Source organism: Peribacillus sp. 05N428 (assembly GCF_056397085.1).
Genome location: NZ_JBFTMS010000044.1, coordinates 1 through 24,671 on the forward strand (window position 1 = coordinate 1; position 24,671 = coordinate 24,671).

The 24,671-nt window shown below is 39.9% G+C and carries 28 protein-coding genes; 3 read left to right on the forward strand and 25 right to left on the reverse strand.

Features of this window, described 5'->3' with window-relative positions; all coding sequences use genetic code 11:
• Positions 1-349: 349 nt before the first annotated feature.
• Positions 350-670, reverse strand: a complete 321-nt coding sequence (locus tag AC1DIV_RS25140) for a hypothetical protein (RefSeq protein ID WP_340876063.1) — start codon at positions 668-670, stop codon at positions 350-352.
• 607 nt (positions 671-1,277) lie between these two features.
• Here AC1DIV_RS25140 and AC1DIV_RS25145 point away from each other — a divergent pair.
• The gene (locus AC1DIV_RS25145; protein ID WP_318290892.1) at positions 1,278-1,760 is read left to right on the forward strand and encodes a DUF456 domain-containing protein; all 483 of its coding nucleotides are present in this window, start codon (positions 1,278-1,280) and stop codon (positions 1,758-1,760) included.
• A 181-nt stretch (positions 1,761-1,941) separates the two neighbouring features.
• Here the strand turns inward: AC1DIV_RS25145 and AC1DIV_RS25150 are convergent, their stop codons facing one another.
• The 11 genes from AC1DIV_RS25150 to AC1DIV_RS25200 all read right to left on the reverse strand — a co-directional run bounded on the left by AC1DIV_RS25150 (position 1,942) and on the right by AC1DIV_RS25200 (position 8,940).
• Positions 1,942-2,721, reverse strand: coding sequence for a sulfite exporter TauE/SafE family protein (locus AC1DIV_RS25150; RefSeq protein WP_323598104.1), 780 nt, complete (start codon positions 2,719-2,721; stop codon positions 1,942-1,944).
• Between the two features lie 51 nt (positions 2,722-2,772).
• Positions 2,773-3,000 carry a sulfurtransferase TusA family protein gene (locus AC1DIV_RS25155; protein ID WP_034312794.1) on the reverse strand — a complete coding sequence of 76 codons (228 nt, stop codon included), beginning with the start codon at positions 2,998-3,000 and terminating at the stop codon, positions 2,773-2,775.
• Positions 3,001-3,042: 42 nt separating this feature from the next.
• On the reverse strand, positions 3,043-4,170 hold the full coding sequence (locus AC1DIV_RS25160; RefSeq protein WP_323598106.1) for an MBL fold metallo-hydrolase: 1,128 nt from the start codon (positions 4,168-4,170) through the stop codon (positions 3,043-3,045).
• Positions 4,171-4,218: 48 nt separating this feature from the next.
• On the reverse strand, positions 4,219-4,614 hold the full coding sequence (locus AC1DIV_RS25165; protein ID WP_340876062.1) for a DsrE/DsrF/DrsH-like family protein: 396 nt from the start codon (positions 4,612-4,614) through the stop codon (positions 4,219-4,221).
• A gap of 25 nt (positions 4,615-4,639) precedes the next feature.
• Positions 4,640-5,212: a sulfurtransferase TusA family protein gene (locus AC1DIV_RS25170; RefSeq protein ID WP_340876060.1), complete on the reverse strand. Its 573-nt coding sequence runs from the start codon at positions 5,210-5,212 to the stop codon at positions 4,640-4,642.
• A gap of 47 nt (positions 5,213-5,259) precedes the next feature.
• On the reverse strand, positions 5,260-5,562 hold the full coding sequence (locus AC1DIV_RS25175) for a rhodanese-like domain-containing protein (RefSeq protein ID WP_048687706.1): 303 nt from the start codon (positions 5,560-5,562) through the stop codon (positions 5,260-5,262).
• Positions 5,563-5,580: 18 nt separating this feature from the next.
• Positions 5,581-5,949: a rhodanese-like domain-containing protein gene (locus AC1DIV_RS25180; protein ID WP_340876058.1), complete on the reverse strand. Its 369-nt coding sequence runs from the start codon at positions 5,947-5,949 to the stop codon at positions 5,581-5,583.
• Positions 5,950-5,975: 26 nt separating this feature from the next.
• On the reverse strand, positions 5,976-6,455 hold the full coding sequence (locus AC1DIV_RS25185; protein ID WP_048687705.1) for a DsrE/DsrF/DrsH-like family protein: 480 nt from the start codon (positions 6,453-6,455) through the stop codon (positions 5,976-5,978).
• Between the two features lie 111 nt (positions 6,456-6,566).
• Positions 6,567-6,872, reverse strand: a complete 306-nt coding sequence (locus AC1DIV_RS25190) for a monooxygenase (protein ID WP_340876055.1) — start codon at positions 6,870-6,872, stop codon at positions 6,567-6,569.
• 38 nt (positions 6,873-6,910) lie between these two features.
• Complete coding sequence (locus AC1DIV_RS25195; protein WP_034312817.1) at positions 6,911-7,171, reverse strand: metal-sensitive transcriptional regulator; 261 nt, start codon at positions 7,169-7,171, stop codon at positions 6,911-6,913.
• Positions 7,172-7,956: 785 nt separating this feature from the next.
• Complete coding sequence (locus AC1DIV_RS25200) at positions 7,957-8,940, reverse strand: tRNA dihydrouridine synthase (protein ID WP_340878502.1); 984 nt, start codon at positions 8,938-8,940, stop codon at positions 7,957-7,959.
• A gap of 284 nt (positions 8,941-9,224) precedes the next feature.
• Here AC1DIV_RS25200 and AC1DIV_RS25205 point away from each other — a divergent pair, with 284 nt between their 5' ends.
• Positions 9,225-10,859, forward strand: coding sequence for an acetolactate synthase large subunit (locus tag AC1DIV_RS25205; RefSeq protein ID WP_318290883.1), 1,635 nt, complete (start codon positions 9,225-9,227; stop codon positions 10,857-10,859).
• Positions 10,860-10,886: 27 nt separating this feature from the next.
• Positions 10,887-12,320, forward strand: a complete 1,434-nt coding sequence (locus AC1DIV_RS25210) for an aldehyde dehydrogenase family protein (RefSeq protein WP_477577653.1) — start codon at positions 10,887-10,889, stop codon at positions 12,318-12,320.
• Positions 12,321-12,561: 241 nt separating this feature from the next.
• Here the strand turns inward: AC1DIV_RS25210 and AC1DIV_RS25215 are convergent, their stop codons facing one another.
• The 13 genes from AC1DIV_RS25215 to AC1DIV_RS25275 form a co-directional block, all read right to left on the reverse strand.
• A complete protein-coding gene (locus AC1DIV_RS25215) occupies positions 12,562-12,957 on the reverse strand; it encodes a YybH family protein (protein WP_421162171.1) in 396 nt (131 codons plus the stop codon).
• Between the two features lie 155 nt (positions 12,958-13,112).
• Entirely contained in the window at positions 13,113-13,919 is an 807-nt protein-coding gene (locus AC1DIV_RS25220; protein ID WP_065421209.1) for a sugar phosphate isomerase/epimerase family protein, read from the reverse strand.
• Positions 13,920-13,940: 21 nt separating this feature from the next.
• On the reverse strand, positions 13,941-15,287 hold the full coding sequence (locus AC1DIV_RS25225) for an MFS transporter (RefSeq protein WP_340876052.1): 1,347 nt from the start codon (positions 15,285-15,287) through the stop codon (positions 13,941-13,943).
• A gap of 192 nt (positions 15,288-15,479) precedes the next feature.
• On the reverse strand, positions 15,480-16,847 hold the full coding sequence (locus AC1DIV_RS25230) for an MFS transporter (protein WP_340876050.1): 1,368 nt from the start codon (positions 16,845-16,847) through the stop codon (positions 15,480-15,482).
• Positions 16,848-17,095: 248 nt separating this feature from the next.
• Positions 17,096-17,908: a dioxygenase family protein gene (locus tag AC1DIV_RS25235; RefSeq protein WP_340876049.1), complete on the reverse strand. Its 813-nt coding sequence runs from the start codon at positions 17,906-17,908 to the stop codon at positions 17,096-17,098.
• 28 nt (positions 17,909-17,936) lie between these two features.
• Positions 17,937-19,130: a thiolase family protein gene (locus tag AC1DIV_RS25240; RefSeq protein ID WP_477577655.1), complete on the reverse strand. Its 1,194-nt coding sequence runs from the start codon at positions 19,128-19,130 to the stop codon at positions 17,937-17,939.
• Between the two features lie 4 nt (positions 19,131-19,134).
• Positions 19,135-19,473 carry a DUF3870 domain-containing protein gene (locus AC1DIV_RS25245; protein WP_048687694.1) on the reverse strand — a complete coding sequence of 113 codons (339 nt, stop codon included), beginning with the start codon at positions 19,471-19,473 and terminating at the stop codon, positions 19,135-19,137.
• A 75-nt stretch (positions 19,474-19,548) separates the two neighbouring features.
• Positions 19,549-20,664, reverse strand: coding sequence for a muconate cycloisomerase family protein (locus AC1DIV_RS25250; protein ID WP_318290875.1), 1,116 nt, complete (start codon positions 20,662-20,664; stop codon positions 19,549-19,551).
• A gap of 20 nt (positions 20,665-20,684) precedes the next feature.
• On the reverse strand, positions 20,685-21,317 hold the full coding sequence (locus AC1DIV_RS25255) for a 3-oxoacid CoA-transferase subunit B (RefSeq protein ID WP_251542177.1): 633 nt from the start codon (positions 21,315-21,317) through the stop codon (positions 20,685-20,687).
• Positions 21,310-21,999 (reverse strand): CoA transferase subunit A, encoded by a 690-nt coding sequence (locus AC1DIV_RS25260; protein ID WP_477577657.1) that lies wholly within the window; start codon positions 21,997-21,999, stop codon positions 21,310-21,312. Before AC1DIV_RS25260 ends, AC1DIV_RS25255 begins: the two co-directional genes overlap by 8 nt.
• 21 nt (positions 22,000-22,020) lie before the next feature.
• Positions 22,021-22,740, reverse strand: a complete 720-nt coding sequence (locus AC1DIV_RS25265) for a carboxymuconolactone decarboxylase family protein (RefSeq protein WP_477577659.1) — start codon at positions 22,738-22,740, stop codon at positions 22,021-22,023.
• Positions 22,741-22,754: 14 nt separating this feature from the next.
• Positions 22,755-23,438, reverse strand: a complete 684-nt coding sequence (locus tag AC1DIV_RS25270; RefSeq protein WP_477577661.1) for a cyclase family protein — start codon at positions 23,436-23,438, stop codon at positions 22,755-22,757.
• A 239-nt stretch (positions 23,439-23,677) separates the two neighbouring features.
• A complete protein-coding gene (locus AC1DIV_RS25275; RefSeq protein ID WP_477577663.1) occupies positions 23,678-24,511 on the reverse strand; it encodes an alpha/beta hydrolase in 834 nt (277 codons plus the stop codon).
• Positions 24,512-24,671 lie beyond the last annotated feature (160 nt).

Consider the following 24,671-nt stretch of genomic DNA (forward strand, 5'->3'; position numbering starts at 1 on the left):
ATTCCTATTCCTGTTCGTCGAGCCAAGATTTTATTCCACGCTTCCTCCAGCCCTTACCTCACGATAAGTACCTTGCGCTTCCTTAGTGGTTGGTCGATGTGTACCCCCACAGTGGACTTTCACCACCTAGATAGATGCCATGCCTGGCACACAAGTAAAAAGCTGCCTTAAAGACAGCTTCAATCTTATTATTTGCTCTCAAATGATAACCAATTGTATTTTAACTACCGTAAATAACTGTTTCAAAAGCTAATAGCAGTTGTATTTCTTAGATGAGATCAACTGCTTTCTTTGTGTTTTTTTGTTCCCTATAGGGAAACCTCTAAAGGTTAAGGCTTTTATGCAATCATTATTTAATAAATCCATTGAGAAATTGATATAACTCTTCTAATTCACTTTCTTTTGCCACAATACAGTTAGGGTATTGTTTTATCTCTGCTACGCTGGATAATTTAAAATCATTCGGAGTCGGGAGGCCAGAAGCACAAATCATTAAAAAGTCAACAAAGTGAATTAACCCAGTCACTGCTGACGTTTTTATGGTCATTTGCCCCATTGCTCGCCCTGCAAATAAACCCTTCATTGCACTTTTTCCACCTGTTCTTTCTATTACTATTCTACTTTCGTCTATTACTACTTTTGTTCCTGATTTTAAATCAAAAGTTTTCAACTTCTCAACCTCCTACTTTTCCCTTAATATTACAACATCTTTATATGAAAATGGCTTATAAATGTCAATGAAAATAAGCTTCAACTAACCTGCCCAGTTTTTTGAATAAGAAAAAGGTTGCCGAAAAAAACCCTAGTTAAAGTGTTAATATAAAGATTCATCAACAAGTTCTTATTGGCAAATTGAGAAATATTTTTATTTCATCATAAACTTAGTCCATTTATACACATTATACATCTAATGTTAATGAAAGCTGCATTCGTAAAGATTGTTGCAATAATAAGGAATCATTTTTTTGGGAGTATAATATAGAAAGTTCTTCCAAGAAAGAAACAACCGCTTGAAAATCTAATATTAATCCAACATCTATGAGGTGAATTTTTTGGTATAAAGTATATGGGAAGTAAGTAATGACATAATCATGATCTAAACGCCTCCCGTTAGACAAAATAAAGAAAGGCCCAAATATCAAGGATTTGAGCCTTTGGTATTTGATGACCTGTGCGGGATTCGAATATACAAGAAAAGAATAAATGGTGTTTGTCCCTAAATAGAAATATAATTTAATAGATATATGAAAAAGTAAGTATGAAAAGGTGGAGTTTCATTGGATATTTTATGGTGGGGGTTAACGATCGTCTTATTTGCTTTAAGTTTTGTAGGAATTGTCTATCCTATTATTCCTTCGGTTGTTGCCATTTGGGGAGGATTTGCAGTTTATCAATTCCTGGTTAATCCTGATGAGTTATCGTTATGGTTCTGGATCAGTATGGTTGTGTTGAGCGGTGTATTAATCGCGGCAGACATTATCGCAAACAGTTATTTTGTTAAAAAGTATGGGGGGTCAAAAACATCCGAGACAATAGCAGCTATTGCCACGATTGTTGGTTCATTTGTCTTTCCTCCTTTTGGAATAATTCTCGTACCATTTTTAGCAGTCCTCGTTTCGGAATTAATCATTCAAAAAGATATAATGAAGGCTGCTAAAGTTGGGTTTGCAACTATCATCGGTTTTTTAGGCGGCAGTTTAGCCAAAGTATTAATTCAATTATTGATGATTGTTTGGTTTATTTTAGCGGTAATCTTTTAATTATTTATAAACGGCCGCATAAGGAAAAAGCTGACTTTCAACAGTCAGCTTTTTCTATTAACAGAAGTCCGTACAAGATAAGAAAAAAAGTGATGGCGGAAAAGGAACTATTAGTGTGGCCTATTGTGAACACTTCTTTAACGATAGAACTTCTCACAACTGCTCCCTTCTGTGTCAAAACTCAAGACATGATCCCCGCCCAAGTTTTTACAGCCGTGGCTAAAATCAATAGAGCCAGTATGACTTGCAGTACTTTTACATTCATTTTTTTACCGGCCATTGCCCCAAGCGGAGATGCTATTAAGCTAGCTACAACCATGATCAACGCCGGATAGAAGTCAACTTGACCGGTTGAGATTTTCCCTGCTGTTGCACCAACGGATGAAATGAAAGTAATGGCCAATGAAGAAGCAATCGTGACCCTTGTTGGAATTCTTAAAACGATAAGCATGATGGGAACTAATAGAAAGCCCCCTCCGGCACCGACTATCCCGGCGCCTAAACCAACGATTAATGCCAGGATGGCCGCAAGCCATTTGTTAAAGGTAACTTGCTCTACAGGAATGTCATCTATCCCTTTCTTCGGAATGAACATCATGACAGCCGCTATCAACGCCAAAATGCCATAGACGATATTCACTCCGTTTTCCGACATCGATTGTGATCCAAAACTTCCAACCACGCTTCCGATCAACACACTGATCCCCATGTAGAGAATTAGCGTTTTATTTAAATGTCCGCTCTTACGATAGCTCCATATACCTCCGATGGAAGCGAATAAGACTTGTACAGCGCTAATGCCTGTCACATCATGGGCACTAAATGCCGCTAAACCGAAGATTGGGGGAATAAACAGCAGCATTGGATAATTTATTATCGAACCGCCGATGCCGAGCATCCCTGAAACGTATGAACCTATAAAACCAATCAAAAAGATGGTAATGATAAAGGTTATATCCATTTTAAGTGCCTCCCTTAAAAGAAGGGAAACCAAATGGTTCCCCTCTCTTTATCAACCTTTTCTGATCCAAAATTTCAGTATATCATTTTCTTCTGCTGTTTCCATCAGTTCATGTCCACCGGATTTTGACCACGCGGCTAAGTCTGCTTTAGCTCCTTTATCGGTTACATGTATTTCCAGCACTTGCCCGGTTTGCAAATCATTCATCGCTTTTCTCGTTTTGACGATCGGCATTGGACATGCAAGTCCCTTAGCATCTAGCACTTTATCTGCATTCATATTTCATCTCTCCTATTTTCTTGGTTTCTATTTTTATCGATATTAGCGAACCGCACAGCGATTTGGTCCAATTTCCATTTCGCGCTGTTTTTCATTATCGGGTTCGATTTTCCCCATATTGGTTTCGCGAATTTCTTGATAGGCGTTTGGCTGAGGCGGTAAATTACCTGTTACCAGCTCTCTGAATTCCGTTTCATCTGCTATATTCAATCCGTGATTTTCAGCAAATAGCGAACCCAACTTTTTAGCGACGCTTCCATCTTCATTCAATTCATCAATGATCATGAAATGTGATGGCAATACAATTAACTCTTCTGATAATTCTTTATAACGTGTATACAGTGTTTCTCTCAAGTCCCCTACCCAATCCTCAGCCAAACCAGCTAGGTCCGGTCTGCCAATGGAATCGATGAATAGTATATCCCCGCTTAGCAAGTATTTTTGATCCACCACAAATGAAGTCGACCCAATGGTATGTCCCGGGGAGTATAATGCTTGGATATCAATCGCTGTATGACCGATCGTTATCACTTTCCCGCTTTCTAACGGCTGATATTCAAAAGTTACCTCAGCCGCATCCTTTGGGGGCAGCCAGTAAGCTGCATTTGTTACTTCCGCGATTCTTCTTCCACCTGAAATATGATCGGCATGTAAGTGCGTATCCAGAACATGTGTAATCTTCACCCCGATATCATCTGCGAAATCAAGATAGGCATCTATCATTCTTGTGGAATCAATAACGGCTGCTTCCCCATTGGAAACGACCATGTAAGATAAACAGCCTTTACCAAGTCGAACAAATTGATAAATTTCGGCGCCATTTGTCAATTCGCCTATCCTCACTGGTTCCAAGTGTTCACTCCATGCTTTCATGCCGCCCTTTAAATAAAAAACATCCAATCCAGCTTCAGATAACATTTCAGCAACCATGACGGATGAGCCTTCCTTTGCACATACTACCAGGATTTCTTTATTGGCCGGGATTTGATCGAGAATTTCTTCCACGCCATCCAGTAGATCAAAGTAAGGGATATTAAGGAATTCGAAATTCCGCCCTTCAATTTTCCAATCATTAAAGTCACTTTCATTTCGAACATCAAAAATAAATAAGTCGGTTTTATTGATTACTTTCTTTGAAACTTCAGCGGCTGTCATTTGCTTAAACGCCATATCGGATACCCCCTATAGTATTAATGTTTTCAAAAAATTTTTCCTTCATTAAAAGGTTAATGTAACATCAGCATCTTTCGCGAACTCCAAAAATGTGACTGCTCCACCTACTTCGATACCACCAACGAAAGCTTCTTTTTCCATGCCCAATACGTCCATGGTCATTTGACACCCAATAAACTTGACGTCCATTTCCTGTGCCATAGTAACTAACTCAGGAATGGAAGGAACATTGGCCTTTTTAAACCCTTCGGCAAAATGCTCCTTACCCTCAGGCAGAGGAAGTTTTCCATTCGCGTCTTTATGAATTAAGTTCAAACCTTCGAAAGTAAAGAAAATGGCCACTTCTTGATCTGTTGCTGCCGCTGCCGTTGCGATGTTAAACACTTTATATGCATCAAATAAGCCACCATTACTTGCGATTATGGCTACTTTTTTAGTCATGATCTATTCCTCCATTTTATAGTTTTCATTCATTCACAGATTTTTGGGAAGGACCGTTCCATTGGCTCATGCCGGGTACAACATTGAATACCTGTTCAAATCCAGCACTGGTCAGTTTTTGTGCAGCAAGATCACTCCGGCTGCCTGTACGGCAAATCACGAAAATCTCTGACTCTATATCCAGTTCACCCATACGTTGTTCCAATTCCCCCATTGGAAGGGATCTTGCTCCTGGAATGTGATTAAAAGCATATTCTGCGGATTCTCGTACGTCCAGAATGACCATATTTCTATTTTCTTCCATTACTTGTAGAAGTTCTTCATTGAAAATGGTTTTTTCATGCTTCTTCACTTCTGTTTCTTCTCCGCTTGCTTTCCGAAGATAATGTTTTAGTGTCGTTCCTTCTTCAACCGTACCCAAGTATTGGTGACCTGAACTTTCCGCCCAGGCTTTCATATCGGCGGTTGACCCTTTATCAGTTGCTTGAACTTCGAGTACTTCCCCCGCTTCCAGGCCATTCATGGCTTTTTTCGTTTTTACGATTGGCATTGGACAAGCTAAACCTTTAGCATCCAAAACAGAATTTGTTTTAATCATTTTTAGTTCCTCCTGTGTCTTTTATAGGGATGGGGGTATATTCAAATTTAAAATTTTTCTGTGGGACCTTCCCATTCATTCATACCACCTATCATGTTCAACACTGTATATCCATGATCCTCAAGTAACTGTGCTGCCCTTGAACTTCTGCCCCCTGACCGGCAAACCATGATATACTCTTTTGATTTATCCAAGTCCTGCATTCTAAATTCCACCAGACCCAACGGGATGTTCACAGCATTTGGTATTTTCCCTGTTTTTACTTCATCCGCTTCCCGTACATCAATGATGTGGACTGGGGAGTTCCCCTTCAATAATGCGTTCACTTCATTCGGTAAAATTTTTTTCATCTTTATAAGAACCTCCTTTTATTCGCGCCAAGAACTCATGCCGCCTTTTACGTTGGTGACTTCTTTAAATCCAAGTTTTTTCAATGCTTTACACGCATTACTGCTCCTCATCCCGCTTTGGCAGATTACAATCACTTCTTTGTCTTTTGACAGTTCCTGTGCCCTTTTGCCAAGTTCGTTTAAAGGAATGTTTTTAAAGTCCTTTATGTGATTGCTCCGATATTCATTAGGAGTACGGACATCAATCAATTGCTTATTTCCTCTATTTTTCAACACAGCTTTTAGCTCTGCCGCATTTATATTTTTTATCCCCTTTACAGGGACAAAGCGCTGATATAAAAACCAAACAATGAAACCTAATATGATGAGATTAAATATAGTTCCCAATGGACCCATCCCTCCGGTACCCAAATTTATATAAATAAGTTTACATTTCCATCCTCTGCTTCAGCTAAATAAGCAGCAACACCTGCATACTCAATTCCATCCAATAATTCCTCTTGCTGTAAACCCAATAAATCCATTGTCATCGTACAGGCTATAAGTTTGATTTCCTGTTCCTGAGCCAACTCAATTAAATTTGGGAGTGACATGGCGTTATGCTTTTTCATCACATGTTTGATCATTTTAGGTCCCATCCCAGCAAAGTTCATGTTTGATAGACCCATTTTATCAGAACCACGCGGCATCATTTTCGCAAACATTTTTTCAAGAAATCCTTTTTTTAATGAAATCGGCTCATCCTTCCTTAAAGCATTCAATCCCCAGAATGTATGGAAGATGGTCACTTCATGATCGTAAGCCGCCGCCCCATTTGCAATGATATAAGCAGCCATTGCCTTATCATAATCACCACTAAATAAAATGATCGTCGTTTTTTTCTTTTCAGTCATTATGCTTCCCCCTGATAGAAATTTCATTTTTACACCTTTATACCCAGTGGGGTATATATTATGCTAAAAATATAGTGCGTCAACCCACTTCACTAAAATAAATGGTTATCTTTATTTGCTTGGTCCATGATTGATTGAAGTCAAACCTTCATTCACTTCGAAAATTTTTCCATTAACCTTCTCTATACCAAACCCATTTAACCGAGCTGTATGCATCGTCAAGTACTTACATGCGCATTCCTTCGTTTCAAACAGATAAATGCCGCCTGCTTTCTTTGCCTCACTGTCTTCGGTCCAAATCTTCCAGATCAAGCCTTCTTCATCATTAATGCTTTTTGCTAAATCTGTAAATTCTTTTACCATTTTGTTGCCGAAAGGTCCCTCCATTTTAAAATCCACTTGTAAAATATAAGACATGAATAACACTCCTTTTTCTACAGTTCAGGTCAATTCTTTTACCTGCTTTTTATCAGTAAATTAACCGCTTCCTTGACTAGATGATCAGTCCCCTCTCCATTCTCGACGTTTTCCCGAACGCATTGCTCAAGATTGGCACTTACGATAACACCCATGGTCCTATCGATGGCACTTCGCGCAGCCGACAACTGAGTGACGATTTCCCTGCAATCTTTTCCCTGCTCCATCATTCCAAGAACACCCTTGATTTGTCCTTCAATCCGCTTCAAGCGATTAATGACACTTTTATCATACTCCATACTCCGCCCCCCATCTATTTACAATCGTTAATATCATAACTGATTACATTAATTCCATTTCCGATTAAGAAGCTCAGACCCAAGGTCACTTCTCCAAGCAATTATTGTGAATTTGTTCATTTTCTCTTGAATTTGCGTGCTTTACTCGTGAGTTTGAGCGTTTTACTCATGAATTTGCACGTTTTACTCGTGAGTCTGGGCATTTTACTCGTGAATTTATTCATTGATAACTCGTGAGTTCATATTATACCTATAGGGGTATATTGTCAAGCCGTTTAATTCACACTTTAATAAAAAAATAAGCGCCACTTAGTACTAAAACACAAAATGATATTTTTAGATTAAACTGATTACTTGGAGGGAGAGCATTACGCCCATATGAAGCCAAACCAAGATGATGAAGTGGCTGATATTTTCTACAACGGCCCTAAGAAGTCCCCTTTAGCAAAAAATGTGAGCAAATCACTATTATTTCAAAACGCATCCAGTAAGCCAAAATAAAAAGACCCAAACCCCTTTAATTTAAAGGATTTGAGCCTTGGGTCCCGTTTATCTTTGTTTTTAACTTGTATATCTAAAATATTGAAGAGTTTACATGCTTTTTATTTGCCAATTTAAAACCCAATATAGATTACTATAATAACAAACATAGAAAGCAAAAATTGGTGGGAATGAGTGCGGTTCAATACCGCCTTCACATAATTCAATTAACAGCTTAGTAAAAAATCTTTTGGGGTACAGTTGTTTAACGTCCTACTACGCTTTTACCTTGAATGGGGACAATTCTACTGTTCCCCCATCCCATCAAGATTGTTTGACCCAAAGTTTTCGAGCAATGCACGCGCTTCATCTGTTGACTCTGTGTTCATTAATTGAACTCTTAATTCACTTGCCCCTCGAAACCCACGAACATATATCTTAAAAAAGCGATGAAGAGCCTTGAATGAACGTAGCTCTAATTTTGAATATTTATCATGGAGATCCAGATGCAACCTTAAGAGATCAAGCAATTCCTTACTACTATGATCCTTCGGTTCTTTTTCAAAGGCAAATGGATTATTGAATATACCACGCCCAATCATAACCCCATCAATACCGTATTGATGAGCGAGCTTTAAGCCAGTTTGACGGTCAGGGATATCCCCATTGATCGTTAAGAGCGTATCTGGTGCCACCTGGTCACGAAGTTTCTTAATCTCCGGGATTAGTTCCCAATGAGCATCCACTTTACTCATTTCCTTTCTTGTACGCAGATGAATGGAGAGATTAACAATGTCTTGTTTCAATATGTGTGTTAGCCAGTCGTGCCATTCGTCCACATCCGTGAAACCAAGCCTTGTCTTTACACTTACGGGCAATCCTCCTGCTTTTGCTGCTTGTATTAATTCTGCTGCAACTTCTGGACGACGGATAAGGCCACTTCCCTTCCCATTCTGTGTCACATTAGGTACAGGACAGCCCATATTGATATCAATACCCCGAAAGCCTAGTTTCGACATACCTATGCTCATTTGCCGAAAGTATTCAGGCTTATCCCCCCATATATGGGCTACAATTGGTTGTTCATCCTCTGTAAAAGTCAAACGCCCACGTACACTGCGGATGCCCTCTGGGTGACAATAACTCTCCGTGTTTGTAAACTCTGTAAAAAACACATCAGGTCTGGCTGCCTCACTCACTACATGGCGAAAAACTACATCGGTCACATCTTCCATTGGTGCCAGTATAAAAAAAGGTCGTGGTAGATCACGCCAAAAATTATCTATCATATTCAAATTCCAATCCTTTCATTATGGGTTACCAGGCTAACCCCTTATCCCAAAATTAAAAAGCAGAATGTCCCTGCTTCCTTTACACTTATACCATGCTTAAGCACTTTTTATCAAACTGCAGAAATTTTTTTTTCACGAAACCCATCCGACTTCCATATTCCCCCTCCTAGTTTAGAGCCGCAAATGCTCGAAATAGTTTTTCATACACCCAAGTACATAATTTCTAGGGGGCAAAGCCAACATATAAGGAAAGAAATTGAAATGGTCGAGGAGGAAATAATTTGAAGGCATCTGATTTGTTTGTAAGATGTTTAGAGAATGAAGGGGTTCAGTTTATTTTTGGGATACCTGGTGAGGAAAATACGGATCTTATTGATTCTCTAATAAGCTCTGATATTGAATTTATCTTGGTTCATCATGAACAAGCTGCAGCTTTTATGGCAGACATCTATGGCCGGCTAACTGGAAAGCCAGGCGTCTGCTTGGGCACATTGGGACCGGGTGCAACCAATTTATTGACAGGGATAGGAAGTGCTTATCTGGATTATTCCCCTGTTGTCGCGATTACAGGTCAGGCGGGCCTTGATCGCATTCATAAAGAGTCGCATCAATATGTGGACATTATTGGCGTTTTCGAGGAAGTTACGAAATGGAATCAACAAATTAAGGTGCCTCATACGATTCCGGAAATTATCCGTAAAGCATTTAAAACGGCTGTCATTGAAAAGCCGGGAGCTGTTCATATAGAACTTCCGGAAGATGTGGCGATGATGGATACAGAAGGGGAACCTCTTCCGGTTACACCAATGCCTAGATCCCGCCCAGCCGAGGAAGAAATCAAAAAAGCCGTCGAATTAATAAATCGCGCTAAAAAGCCTATTATTTTAGCTGGTAATGGCGTGATCCGCGATGGAGCTTCTGAGGTTTTGCGGAAATTTGCAGAAGAGAAGCAAATTCCCGTTGTGAATTCGTTCATGGCCAAAGGAGTTTTACCTTCTGACCATCCATTGTCCCTTTTTACAGTAGGGATGCAAGCAAGGGATTATGTTCTATGCGGATTTGATTTGGCCGATCTTATTATCACCGTCGGCTATGATTTCGTCGAGTATTTGCCAAAGTATTGGAACGATGAGGCAATGAACCCGATTGTTCATATTGATGCTCGACCCGCCGAGATTGATGCCTATTACCCCGTTCAAGCAGAATTGGTCGGGAACGTTAGCGAGGCACTTGAAGCCTTGACGACTGGTGTAGCAAAAAAAGAACTTTGGCCAGAAGTGAAAAGGTTAAGGTCCCAAATCATTGAAAAATTTCATTCTTCGGATGATGTATCAGGAAGCCCAATTATCCCTCAGCGAATCATTGCCGATTTGAAAAGGGCGGAAAAGGGTAATGCCATTGTCATTTCGGATGTGGGTGCCCATAAATTATGGATTGCCCGGATGTATCAGCCGGAAATCCCTAATCATACGATCATTTCTAATGGCTTTGCATCGATGGGAATTGCCATTCCTGGCGCAATTGCAGCCAAATTGGCAAAGCCTGATAAACCTGTCATTGCGGTTACAGGGGATGGTGGATTCCTGATGAATGGAGTTGAATTGGCAACGGCAAAACGTCTAGGTCTTGCCTTCGTGATAGTCATTTTCCATGATTCAAAATACGGCCTAATTGAATGGAAGCAATTGAATAAATTTGATCGTACGAATGCCATTGAATTTACAGATCCAGACTTTTTAGGGTTCGCAAAAAGTTTTGGGGTTAAAGGAGTGAAAGTAACCCACTCCGATGAATTGCTACCTGCATTGGAAGAAGCGCTTTCGAGTCAGGAAATTGTCTTGATTGATGTGGATGTCGATTATTCGGAAAATGTAAAGCTCTCGAAAACATTAGGTGATTATATTTGTAAATTATAGAAGCGGATATTATTGGAGGGATTTCAGATGAAGAAAAAGTGGCAATTGTGGATCGGTGGTAAATGGCGGGAGGCTAAATCATATGAGCCATTATATAACCCCCATTCAAACGAAGAAATTGCACAAATCGGACAGGCTGAACCAGCGGATGCCATTGAGGCGATTGTGGAGGCAAATGCTGCTTTTCAGAAATACCGATCCTACCCGGCTCATGCACGAGCAGAAATTTTATTTAAAGCTGCTGCAATCATGGAAGAACGCAGTGAAGAACTTGCAAGAATCATTTCTCTGGAGGCGGCGAAAACGATTCGAAATGCTCGTGAAGAAATGAATCGTACGGTTCAGACCTATCGTTTTGCTGCAGAAGCGTCCAAGAACAATTATGGAGAACAGATCCCGATGGATGCGGCAGTCGGTGGGGTAAACCGTTTTGGCTTCACGGTTCGCACCCCGATTGGCGTCGTTACCGCGATTACCCCATTTAACTTTCCCTTTAATCTGGTTGCCCATAAAGTGGGTCCAGCTATTGCCGCTGGAAATTCGATTGTGTTAAAACCTGCCGAACAAACCCCATTGAGCGCACTGGTTCTTGCCGATATTTTTAAAGAAGCCGGGTTGCCAGATGGAGTATTGAACATCATACCTGGCAAAGGCGATGTTTTAAGTGAAGCCTTGACGACCCATCCACATGTAAAAAAAGTGACTTTCACAGGCAGTGTAGAGGTCGGACACCTTATCCAGCAGCAGGCAGGCTTCCGTAAGCTTACACTTGAACTCGGGTCCAATTCCCCTTTCATCATTGATGAAGGAGTCGACATCGATCAAATTATTCAAAGAAGTGTAATGGGTGCATTTACGAATAATGGGCAGGTGTGTATCTCGATTCAACGGATTTATGTCCACAAATCACTATACCAACAATTTTTAGATCGTTTCGTCAGTACCACAAAACAGCTTGTCATCGGTTCACCTCTCGAGGAAAATACAAATATTACAGCGGTGATTTCAAAAAAATCATTGGAGCGGTTACAAAGTTGGATTGATGAGGCAGTACAGGAAGGAGCAAAAATTGAGTGCGGCGGTACAGTGGAAGGCAATGTACTATTGCCTACCGTTTTAACCAATGTAAATCGTGACTCAAAGGTATTTCGTTTCGAAGTATTTGGTCCGATTGTCTGCATTTTCCCTTTCGATACGCTGGATGATGCCATCAATGATGCAAATGATTCGCGTTACGGCTTGAACTCAGGAGTGATGACTCCGAGTATAGAACGAGCTTTTTATGCGGCGGAACGCTTGGAAACAGGTGGAGTCGTAATCAATGATATCCCAACTTATCGAATTGATAATATGCCTTATGGCGGCTGGAAAGACAGCGGTGTTGGCCGGGAAGGCGTCAAATATGCGATGCAGGAAATGATGGAGCAGAAGTTTATCAGCTTTAAAATAAGCGACCATTGAGGAATATTAACCCCTGGTAAATGAGACGGCGATATCTTAAGGATCTCGTCTTCTTGTTTTGTCGTACATTATTTTTTTATTGTAGTCTTTGTTATTAATGGGCACAATCGGAAATTATTATTCTTCCACTTGCCGCATCGAACTTCAAGTCTAAAAGGGGTGAGTCGTCAATTGTTTCCAGAATGAGATAGAAGATTATTCTTAAAAAATAAAAAGCCACCATTTACGGCAGCTAATTACTTCAATTCTTAATTATTTCAGCACCATAAGAGTTGTCGATTATACAGCGCCATGTACCCTTGGAATCCTTTTTAAAAACATATGTCGCTGTTCTTTCCATCGAGAATTCGGAATCGTCCTTTTGATTGGCACTTAGCTGGGCTTGTGCCACAACCAATGCCGTATCACCCGTTTCGATTATTGCCATCTTTTCTTGATTGACGATTAAACTATGATTAAAGTATTCAGCGATAGCTATGAATGCCCGGCGAATTTCATCTTTCCCTTTTGCGACCGTTCCAGGTTTGACAACTAAAGTCGCATCCTCTGAATAGAACTCCATTAAATGATCGAAATCCTCATTATTTATGGCCCTGTCCGCATTTTTTATGACTTGTTCCAGCTCATGATTCTGCATATTCACCCTCCTATTCAGCTTCTTTTAATCAGTCCGCTCTTTAACTATTTGATGTTCGACTGCCAGGGTGGGATATCCTGCTCATTAAGAGAATAGAATCATTTAAATAAAAGTTGAAATCCCCCATATATCTTCATGTAAAATACGCGAAGCAATCAATATGTCAGTTGTTGTTTCCATTGTTCTAATGAGGCAAGCAAGTTAGGCATTCCTTCCTGACCGAAATACTCGAGAGAAACAAAGCCAGTATAATTTCGCTTTCTCAATTCTTCTAGTAAGCGAAGATTGTCAACGTCTCCACTAAAAATGGGTGCTGGTTTGTTTTTATAACGCTCTTTATGATCGAAGTGATAATTTTTTAAATGTACATGACTGACATGGGGGAAGATGGATTCCAATACCTCTTTCGGATTCAATTGATCAACGTATAAGTTAGCACCATCGAAAATCAGTTTTATCCGTGGATGGTCGATATCTTCTAGAAGCTTTTGAATGGCTTCGAGGTTATCCGCAAAGGAGTCATAGTGAATTTCTATTGCTACATCCACTCCATAGAGATCTGCCATTTGCCCTAATTTATTTAATTCGGTAGCCGTTTCCGACCATTGCTCTGGTGAGGCATTCCTTGAAGCTATATGGCCTGCGAACGTCCGTATTAATGGGCAGTTTAATTGATGAGCCATATCTAACAATTTTCTTGCTTGATTGATTTCATTTTGATGTTCTTTTTGGTTCCAGAGTTTCGAAAAAGTCGTATATCCACTAATGGAAGGTATTTGTAGATCATTGGTTTCAAGTAATTTGGCTAATTTGTCCAGTGGTCCGTGCTTCTCCTGAAATCGTTCTATATGTTTATTCCATAATTCAAGTCCTTTAACATCCGCTTGCAACGGAAGGAGCCAATTTATTATTTCCTCTATGTCCCATTCTTTAAATCCTGTCGTGCATAAACTCAGTTTCAATTTAATTCCGCCTTTCTCCATTTAGTTTTTCATCGTGATTTCTATACGCTGGACTTTTCCGATAAGAAAGATATATGCAAAAGCGCCAATTAGGGCCACTACGGATATGAAGGTTAGCGCTGCTGCATAAGAATGTGTCGCACTTATGATTAAACCGACGATTAACGGAGATAATGCCCCGCCAATGTTAGCTACGAAATATAGTGAGGAGCCCGTTAGGCCTACCATTCCTTTCGGTGCAATATCAGCTAAAAGGGCACCGGTAACTGTTGATGCCATCCCCTGTCCAAAGAATGCTATCGCCATAAAGGTGATGACTATGTTTGGTGAATCCGTATAATTCCCCCCCAGAATCAAACAAGACAATAACAATCCGACAATAATGGGCAGTTTACGGGCCAATCCTGTTGATACACCGCGAGTCAGCATCCAATCGGAACATCGGCCGCCAATCAGAGTTCCTAATATGGCAACAATGTAAGGGATACTCGCATAAATTCCGGTTTTTAACATCGTCATTCCCTTTTCATCGATCAAATAGGATGGAAACCAAGTCATGAAGAAAAACAAAGTAGTTTGAATCGAAAATTGCCCGATGAACATTCCCCAAATTTGACGGTGTTTAAGCAGTTGGCCTATTCGTTTCCAGGAGAAAGGATGCTTCTCTTCAGTTCCGATCATTCCCCCGCCTTCTTTGATATAATTTAGCTCTTCCTGAGAAATCCGCTTATGTTCCCTAGGGTTCCGATAGAATCCATACCAAACAAATCCAATAAGAATCCCAATAATTCCGGCGATATAAAACAGGTAATTCCAGCCAAAGGTTATGATGATCCAAGTAAAAACTGGAGTCAGGAAGGCTAGCCCAATATATTGGGTACCCGTATAAATCCCTACAGCAGTTGCACGTTCTTTTTTAGGAAACCACTCAGATACACACCAGGCATTAGTAGGTATGGAAGGAGATTCAAAGGCACCAAGCCCTATGCGATATGTAATAAGTGACGATATATTTTTCGCGCTTCCTACCATGAATGTAAATACAGACCATAAAATGAGGGAAACCGTGTATACCTTTCTAGGACCGAATCTATCAAGAAAGTAGCCGCTGAATAGCATGGAGAAGGTATAGCTCCAGCCAAATACGGAAAATATGATTCCCATCAAAGCCGGATCTATTTGTAAATCGGCTTGAATATTCGGAGCAGCAAGCGAAATGATGGCACGGTCGATGTAATTAATACAAGTGACTAAAGCAATTAGAAATAAGATGAACCATCGAACAGTTTTCTGTTTTCCTTTTTTTGATCCGTCCGTTACCAGTTCCGATGTGCGATCGTCTATTATTTCTTTTAATTCTGAGCTCAATATTTTTCCCCCTAACCTAATGCCCAACATTAGTACATCGTTCTACTAAATTTTATTGAAATTTCATAAATGCTATATGTTTCCTGCAATCACTTATCAATCTGAGTTTCCCTATAAACATTGAATTGCAGATCCCCTTGTTGCAAAGTTAAACAACCAAGGGGGTTTTATTCCGAATTGTGAATCATTTCTTTAAATAGTTACAGTCTTCTCTGATTCTACCTCTTCAGTGTCCTCCTTGACTACCCTGTCAAAAGATCCATGTTTTTCTTGGACCAGAATATAACCGACCGCTGCGATGATACTTGGCAGGGCAAATGTAGCAAAAGCCACCTTCGGATCCATGCCTGTTGATAGAAGAAAGGCTATTAAAGTAGGAGCGAGAATGGAGCCGATCCTGCCTATAGCTTGCGAATAGCCCATTCCCGTCGTACGGATTTCACGGGGGTAATATTCTGTGATATAGGGATTGGCTAAGTTCATGGCACCAACAGTACATGCCCCCCCCATAAAAATAAGTAAATATACTCCGATGGTATTAGTCGTAGCGCTCAATGCGACAAAGGTAACGGCCCCTAAAAAGAATAGTGTAACAAGTATTTTGCGATGCCCAATTTTCCCCGCATAATAACCGCCGATTAATGAGCCTCCTATTTGACCAAGGCATAAAACCAGGTTAAATGAAAGGCTTGAGGTGATACTGAATCCTGAATCCTGCATCATTTTTGGAAGCCATGTATTTAATCCGTAAGCCATCATCAATGTACAGAACACAGCCATCCATATGGAAATCGTGCTGAATGCCCGTTTATTCGTGAATAGTTTTTTTACTGGAGATCCTTTCCCCCTCTGTTCAGCTTCACTAAGCCTGAAATCGTCAGTTTCTTTAAAATCCCCTTCTGGTTTGACCTTATTAAGGATTTCAACAACCTTACCAAATTCCTTTTTTGCTAGATAGTAGGAAAGGGATTCAGGAAACTGCTTCATGAATATTGGAAGTGTAAGTAATGGCAAAATCCCAATAAAGTATAATACACGCCAATCCGTATAAGGAATGATATACATTCCCACTAACGATGCCAGGATTCCGCCGATTGAATAGCCACAATACATCGCAGCTACAATGATGGCCCGATTTTGTTTTGGGGAATATTCAGTCATTAGCGATATAACATTCGGCATCAAAGCTCCCATGCCTATTGCCGCTATGAAACGCATGACGGTAAACCATGTGAGGTTGGGTGCAATCCCTGCCCCCAAGGTAAATACGCTGAACAAAATCATGCAAATGACGAGAACATTCTTCCGGCCATGTTTATCTGCGATCGGTGCTAAAATCAATGCGCCCATCATCATGCCGAATAAGGAATAACTGCCGACTGCCCCAGCCTGAATCGAAGTTAAATCCCACTCTTCCATCATCCAAGGCAAACCCACACCGTACATCGCTATTTCATACCCGTCGAAAGCGATGGCATAAAAACACCAAAGAAAAACAAGTGAATGAAAGCGGTTAAATTTACTGACAGCAATGATATCCGAAGCAATTACACTACGCATTTTCCGCCTCCCATCATTTTAAAAAATTTCCGTAACGAATTTATTTTCCGAGTTCCATAATAGGAACTCGGAAAAATTCGGAAAAATCAGATAATCCAGATTGAAATTGTTCAACAAACTATCTTTTTTATTTTCATTACATACTAGACACCATTTATTAGGGTCTCCCAGTCTAAAATAATTTTGAAAAGATCAGATGTAACTACCCTTTTTTTCGAGATTCTTTGCCTTCATATTCTTAGCGATGATTAGTTTTTCACGACAGGTTTATTGAAAACAGGTTTATCTTGTAATCTTAATTCAAAATCTAAATGAGCCGTATAATAATCATTTTTCAATCCTTTTTCTGCACCTGAATGTTTATCTAACTTCGTAATTAAGCTTCCGCGAACACCTTGTGCAACATCGTTTTCTAAATATTCATCGCCTTCAAAATATATTTGCGTTACTAATCTATCGCCATTTTCCGGTTGGAACAAGAGATGTAAATGTGCTGGACGAAATGCATGATGATCAATCCACTTTAAGAATTGTCCGGAAGGTCCATCTGTTGGAATTGAATAATTACCCGGTACAACTGTTTTTATTTCAAAATTACCATTCGCATCTGTATAAAAAACACCACGCAAATTATCATTTGGAATACCTTCAGCGAAATAGGAGTATTCACCATTTGCATCAGCCTGCCACATATCGATTTTGGTATTTGCCAACGGATTTCCATTAACATCTTTAACAGATCCTGAGAAGTAAAGGGCGTCACCTGGTTCATTTTCTCGTTGTGGCAGCATTCCGGGATTTTGAACGACTGGCGTATTTTCAATGTAATATGGTCCTAGAATAGTAGGTTCCGTTCCTTTTACGCTTTTATACATTTCCTGAAGTGCATGCGTTTCAAAGAATACATCCATAAATAACGGAATTTCCCCTGCCCTGCCTAATTGATCCATCCAATCAACAAGAGCTTGATAGTCATTATGATCTATTTCATATTCACTAACTAATTCCTTGAATTTAACTACCAATCCATTATAAACGTCGATTACTTTTTGATTCTTCATAATACTTCCTCCAATTTTTTTAAAGTTTTTATATTTGTTGATTTTCAATGATGGTACTGATTCCTAATCCACCTGCTATACATAGTGTGACTAGCCCATATCTTTTTCCCGTTCTTTCTAACTCATGTATCAATTTGGTTGCTAAAATTGCACCAGTGGCACCAATTGGATGTCCCATGGCAATGGCACCGCCGTTAGGATTCACTTTATTCATATCAAGTTTCAATTCTTTGATTACTGCCAAAGCTTGCGCAGAAAAGGCTTCGTTCAGTTCTATTAAATCAATATCATTCAGTTTCAACCCTGACATTTGAAGCGCTTTCAAGGTGGAGTTGACAGGCCCCAGCCCCATGTAATTCGGTGATACGCCTGCTGCCGCTTGAGCAATCACTCTTGCTTTCGGCTTTTTACCATGCCTTTTTGCTGCTTCTTCCGACATAAGTATCAGAGCGGATGCACCATCATTTCTTCCACTACTATTTCCAGCGGTCACCGTTCCATTTGTCTTGAAAACCGGTTTTAAACTTGCCAACTTTTCCAGACTGGTTTCTCTTGGGTGCTCATCCACATTAAATTCCAATAACCCTTTTTTCGTTTTAATTTGATAGGGGACGATTTCTTTCGTGAATATTTCAGTAGAAATTGCCCGTCTTGCATTTTCTTGGCTCCTTAAAGCAAATTCATCTTGTTCAGTCCTTGAAATGGAGTATTTTTCAGCGAGATTTTCTGCTGTCATTCCCATCGTTAACATTCCGTAATCTTCAACGGGCTGTGAACCTGGCTGGCTTTCCGTATTCGGGTCCAATAACTGTCCATTCCCTGATTTCAATCCAAAACGGATATTTCTCATATAGTATGGGGCCGTGCTCATTGATTCCGCTCCGCCCGCAATGATTACATCTCCTAATCCGCTTTGTATTTGTTGACTAGCAGAATTGATTGCCTGGATGCCGGATCCGCATTGTCTGTGTACGGTATAACCTGGTACTTCCACAGGAAATCCTGCCCGGAGTGATGCAACTCTTGCCAAATTTGAAGCGTCTGAACTTTGTTTGGCTTGTCCCATAATCACTTCATTAATACTCTCTTTAGGAATATCCGCTCTCTTGATCACTTCATCAAGGACAGCAGCTGCCAGGAAATCGGCAGGAACATTTTCCAATGCTCCCCCTAATTTCCCTATAGCGGTGCGAACCGAGTCTATAATAACTACATTGCTCAATTTTCTACCTCCTGCTATTTTTATTTCTTTCTTCTAAACTATCCTTATATCTCTGGTGAGCTATTTTCAGGGCAACAATCACCGACTGCTGCGATGGAGCTAAAAAGTCCGTTTTAATATTCTCTATTAAAGAATCAATATCCTTACTAAAATCAAAACCAACTATCATTCGCTTGAAAAAATCCTGGGCCAAAGTTGTTAAAAACGTAAATTCTGCATTAATGATGATGTGACTTTCCTTGTGAATTTCCAATACCATCCCAGCGTATTTATAATTTTCATACATGCTCGTATTTTGCGGCGCCTTCGCATAGGCGGTGATTAATAATGTTGGCTGTCCCATATAAAACTACATCCTCTCAAGATTACTTGCATAAACTAGTGGGTTTTCCATAATCCCCTTTCTAGTTTATATTAATTAAAGACCTCTTGAAAAATGTTTTACTTTTTCCATATCTATCTCCATGCCAAATCCTGGACCATCCGGGATGATTATTTCATAATTCTCATATTTTATTTCGTTTAGGGTAATATTTTCTTTGAATAGTAACGGACCGAATAATTCAGTACCGAATTCAAATTTGGGAATGGTTGAATAAAGTTGTGCACAAATGGCCGTGCCTAATGATGATTCAATCATCGTTCCTCCATACAAACCAAAACCTACACCTTCAGCAATTGCAGCCACTTTTTTCGTTTGGGTCATCCCGCCATGTTTACATATTTTCAAGGCGAACGAATTACCTGCTCTATGTTTAGCTATTTGGAATGAATCTTGTAAAGAATTCAATGACTCATCGGCCATGATCGGGACCTTAAAACGATCCGTCAATCTTGACATCCCTTCATTATCCCAAGCTGGCAGCGGCTGTTCGACCATGGAAACCCCGCCTTCCTGTAAAGCTTCAATGCAATACGTAGCCGTTGTTTCATCCCATGCCTGATTAACATCAACCGTAATGCGTGCTTGATCTCCCACGGCTTCAATAATTTTCAATACATGCTCCACATTCTTATATGGATTCCCTTTGCCAATTTTCAATTTAAAGATATTATGACGTTTTTGGTGTAAGGATTCTTTCGCTTCTTCGATATCTTTATTCGTATCCCCACTTGCCAATGTCCATGCCACCGGCAATGATTTATGAATTTGTCCTCCGAATAATTCATAAGCAGGGATGTTTCTCCTTCTGGCTACCAAATCCACCATGGCTGATTCAACGACAGCCTTCGCAAAATTATTTCCTCTAACATTGAGTGAAACTTCATGCATGATTTTGTCATAATGGACGGGGTTTTTACCAATGATAAGCGGGGCGATATATGTATCAATATTCACTTTTATCGCCTCTGGCGTCCCCTCACCATATGAAGCACCGCCTATTGTCGCCACCTCTGCCCAACCTTCCGCGCCTTCTTCATCCATGACACGGGCAAGAATGATCGTTTGTTCCACGATCGTATGCATGGCAAGCTGGTGAGGACGAATTGTGGGTAAATCAATAATGTATACTTCTACTGAACGTATTTTCATTTAATCCACCTTTTTAACATTTAATAGATAAAATCCGCTTCTGTTTTTGCTCTTACTTCTTCGATCGTTACACCGGGCATCAATTCAATCAATTTCAACTGTTTGTCAATAACTTCAAAGACAGCCAACTCGGTAATGATCATGTCAACGCTTCTAGTGGAAGTAATCGGGTAGGTGCATTTCTTTAAAACTTTACTTTTACCTTCCTTACTTGTATGTGTCATGGTCACGATCACTTTTTTGGCGCCAACCAACAGGTCCATCGCTCCTCCAACACCCATGATATTCTTGCCTGGTACCGCCCAATTTGCAATTTCCCCGGTTTGACCTACCTGCAAAACACCTAAGATGGCAACATCAATGTGACCTCCACGGATCATTGCAAACGATTCTGCACTATTAAAAAATGATGCCCCAATCGATTGCCCTACTGGTAACTTGCCTGCATTAACTAAATTGGGATCGATTTCATCTTCCTCTACATCAGCAACTCCCAATAATCCATTTTCCGTATGGAAAAAAACATTTTCATCATCAATGTACTTTGCAACCAAGGTCGGAATCCCGATTCCAAGGTTCACTATACAAGGACCCGTCAATTCTTTTGCCGCGCGTCTTGCTATCATATTTTGCATGAATTCTTTGTCACTCATAATCTTTGACACCTTCCTTCGTCAGGATTTTCTTTGCCTTTATAATTCCATCGACGAATAGATGCGGTGTTACAATCTCCTCTGGTGGGAGTTCTCCAGGTTGAACTATCTCATCCACTTCCACAATTACGACATCTGCAGCTGTTGCCATTCCCGGATTAAAGTTTCGCGCCGTTTTATAATAAACAAGATTACCAAGTGTATCTGCCTTCCATGCCCTAATTAAAGCTACATTTGCTCTTATGGCAGGTTCAAAAATATATGTAGCCCCATTTATTTCCCTTTCTTCTTTTCCTTTAGCTAAATCGGTCCCTACACCCGTTTTCGTATAGTAACCGCCTATGCCAGCACCGCCAGCACGAATGGATTCCGCTAATGTCCCCTGTGGTAATAGTTCTAATTCAATTTCCCCGCGTTGGTAAAACTCCCCAATTTCACGATTGCTTGTAAAATAAGAACCGATCGCTTTTTTTATTTTCTTCTGGCTTAGGAGAACTCCCAGCCCTTTTCCTTTCTCGCCTAAATTGTTGCTGATTACCGTCAAGCCTGCTACATCCTTTTTGGCCAAACCATCTATTAATGTAAGAGGGGCACCGATCAAGCCAAATCCACCTACCATTAATGTATGACCGTTCTTCACACAAGATAAAGCTGCTTCTATATCTTGATGTACTTTCGTCATGTTTTCCCCACCAATCTCACGTTACTTATTTTCAATCAATGAATCACTTGCCTCAAACCAAGCAGGTATTCCAGCCGTCAATAAGCAAATCAGACCCACTTCAGCTAATTGTTCTTCCGAGGCCCCATTTAACCTTGCCGCCTCCATCCATTCCCCAACCTGTTCCCCTTTTAATTCTGTAATGAATATTCCTGTCATCAGAAGATGTTTTAGCCTTTTTGAAACCACTGAATCACTTAATATATAATCTTCAAGAGAGTTTTGGTCTTCCGATTTAACCAGTTTCAAAACATTCGAGACGAATCCCGTTTCCTCATCACCTAATAACTCCATCATATACAACAGGATTTCTTCTGTTGTTTCTTTATGGCCACTTCCTTCAGGATATCGAATCCCTTTAAGTTCAAGGGCATATTCCAATGACTTTATCCCAGTTTTTAATGCCTTAGTTCCGTTATATAAGTATGAAACTATTAGATATTCCACCAGTTCCGGTAATGTTGCTCCACCATCCATTGCCCCTTTTGTATGGTAAACCATACTCCGTTCATACAACCTTGCAGCATTCATGCCGACCAGTAATATATCTTTCTCCTTCTTCGTCAAGGCTCCCTCTTGCATGATGTTACTGCGCAAGTTGGTATAGTGATCAAGTGCATTAGGGCTATAATCGTGCATTTTTTGTACCCAGCCTGGTACCACATCATAAACTTCCTTGAAATACAATAATCCTTCGCTCATTCGTCTGCACCTCTTTAAATTAATTGAGAGTCAAGTATCGATAGTGCTCTAATAGGTGAAGCTGTTGCATTTTTTAGCTTTAAAGGAATCCCGAAGAAAAGAAAACGGGAATGCTTGGGTAATTTTTCGAGATTCACTAGATTTTCAACGATATATATATCATTGTTCAGTAATTTTTGATGAATTCCGCTTTCTGAATCCTGGTTCAAATCCGCATTGGGCAAATCCAACCCGACAATATGTATTTGCTTTTCAATAAACCATTGGGCCACACTATCATCTAATGCCTGCGCTTCAAAAAAGCCTTCTTCCCCCCATGATTTCCCCCATGTCCTGATGAGGACGATATCGTTTTTTTCTACATACACCCCCTGCCTGCGTTCCGCCTCTTCAAGTAAAGCTTTCGTAACCGGTTCATGTGTCGCTTTTAACATGCTTACATCCAGTATGAGGGCATCACCAAACATATTCTCCAGATTGATGTTTTCAACCGACTCCCCGTTTTCAAAGTAATGTGAAGGCACATCGACATGTGTCCCACTATGATCAGAAAAAGAAATCAACTTGGAACGGCAGCCTTTAGGATGTGCCTCATGTTCAAGATGTTCAAGAGGTTCATCTTTAATGCCTATTGCAGGTAAATCATTATCCGTAACTAGACCATCGTAAAGTTCCAATGTTAAATCAATGATTTTCAACCATAAAACCCCCAAATTCATTAAGCGTTTACATTATCACGACAAAAATGGCTACCCTAAACATACTATCAATAATTGACAGCAGGTGTTTAAGGTAGCCAGTTGTTCACTAGTTGTTATTAAAAAAGGTTATTTTTTAATAGCTAATGAATAGGCAATAATTAAGTTTATTTTATATTCTTAATATTACACTATTTTCTGTTAATTTCAATATCTTTTTTTAAAATAACTGCAAAAAATCAAATTCGTTTTAAAAAAGATTTTATTCCTTCGTTAATCTCCGCCCTTTTTTCAAAAACCATTGTATAGTGATTACATGTAGAAACGATCATTTCAATATCAGACGTATATTTCTTCGTATCAGCATAGGCTTCTTCATAAAATAAAGGAGGAAATCCCCCTATTTTCCCACTGGCATACACCAATAACGTTTTACAGGAAATTTGTCTACAAATCTCTTTAGGGACAAAAGAATAAAAACTATCGAAATCTCTAAGAATGCTGTCTTCTGATGATTTATTCTCCCAGTAACCATCCACTTCATGAACCTCATACTCCGCCACACTTTGCAGGTGATCCGTCCATTTGATACCCAAACGGCTATAGATTTCCTTAATTTCTGCAATATAGCTTTCTTGTGATTCATATTCTTTACTTAATCGGCCTAGAGAAGGTTGTACGATGTCCCTTTGTTGTTGAGAGCAATTGGCCGCACCATCCAATAATATCAGGGCCTTTACCGAGGTTAATTTGCTGGCTACAACGCTTGAGATGAAGGCTCCCATTGAATACCCGATCAAAATCGGGTTATTTATCTTTAACTCTTGAATTAACTCAATTACATCTTCTGCATGTTTGAATAGAGAAGTCTGCACATCTGCCCTTGAACTATTCCCCCTCCCTCTCAAGTCAATCGAAATGACTCTGTACTCGCCCTTTAACATTTCTGCATAATAATGCATTTGCTTATGATTACCCGTTAAACCATGTATGGCGATGATTGGCCCTTTCGTTCCAGGATAATCAGCAATTTGGATTCTGTGATCCCCCAATTCCTTTACATACATTTCCATAGCAACTCCTCCATTTCCATATTTATTAACATTAACCATCCTGCTATTTAATAAAAAAAGCTATCTTAACTTCACATCAAGGTAACTTGATCGAGAAATTAAGATAGCCAGTCAGTTCATTAATTTTCATTAAAAAAGGGCATTTTTTAATGATTAATGA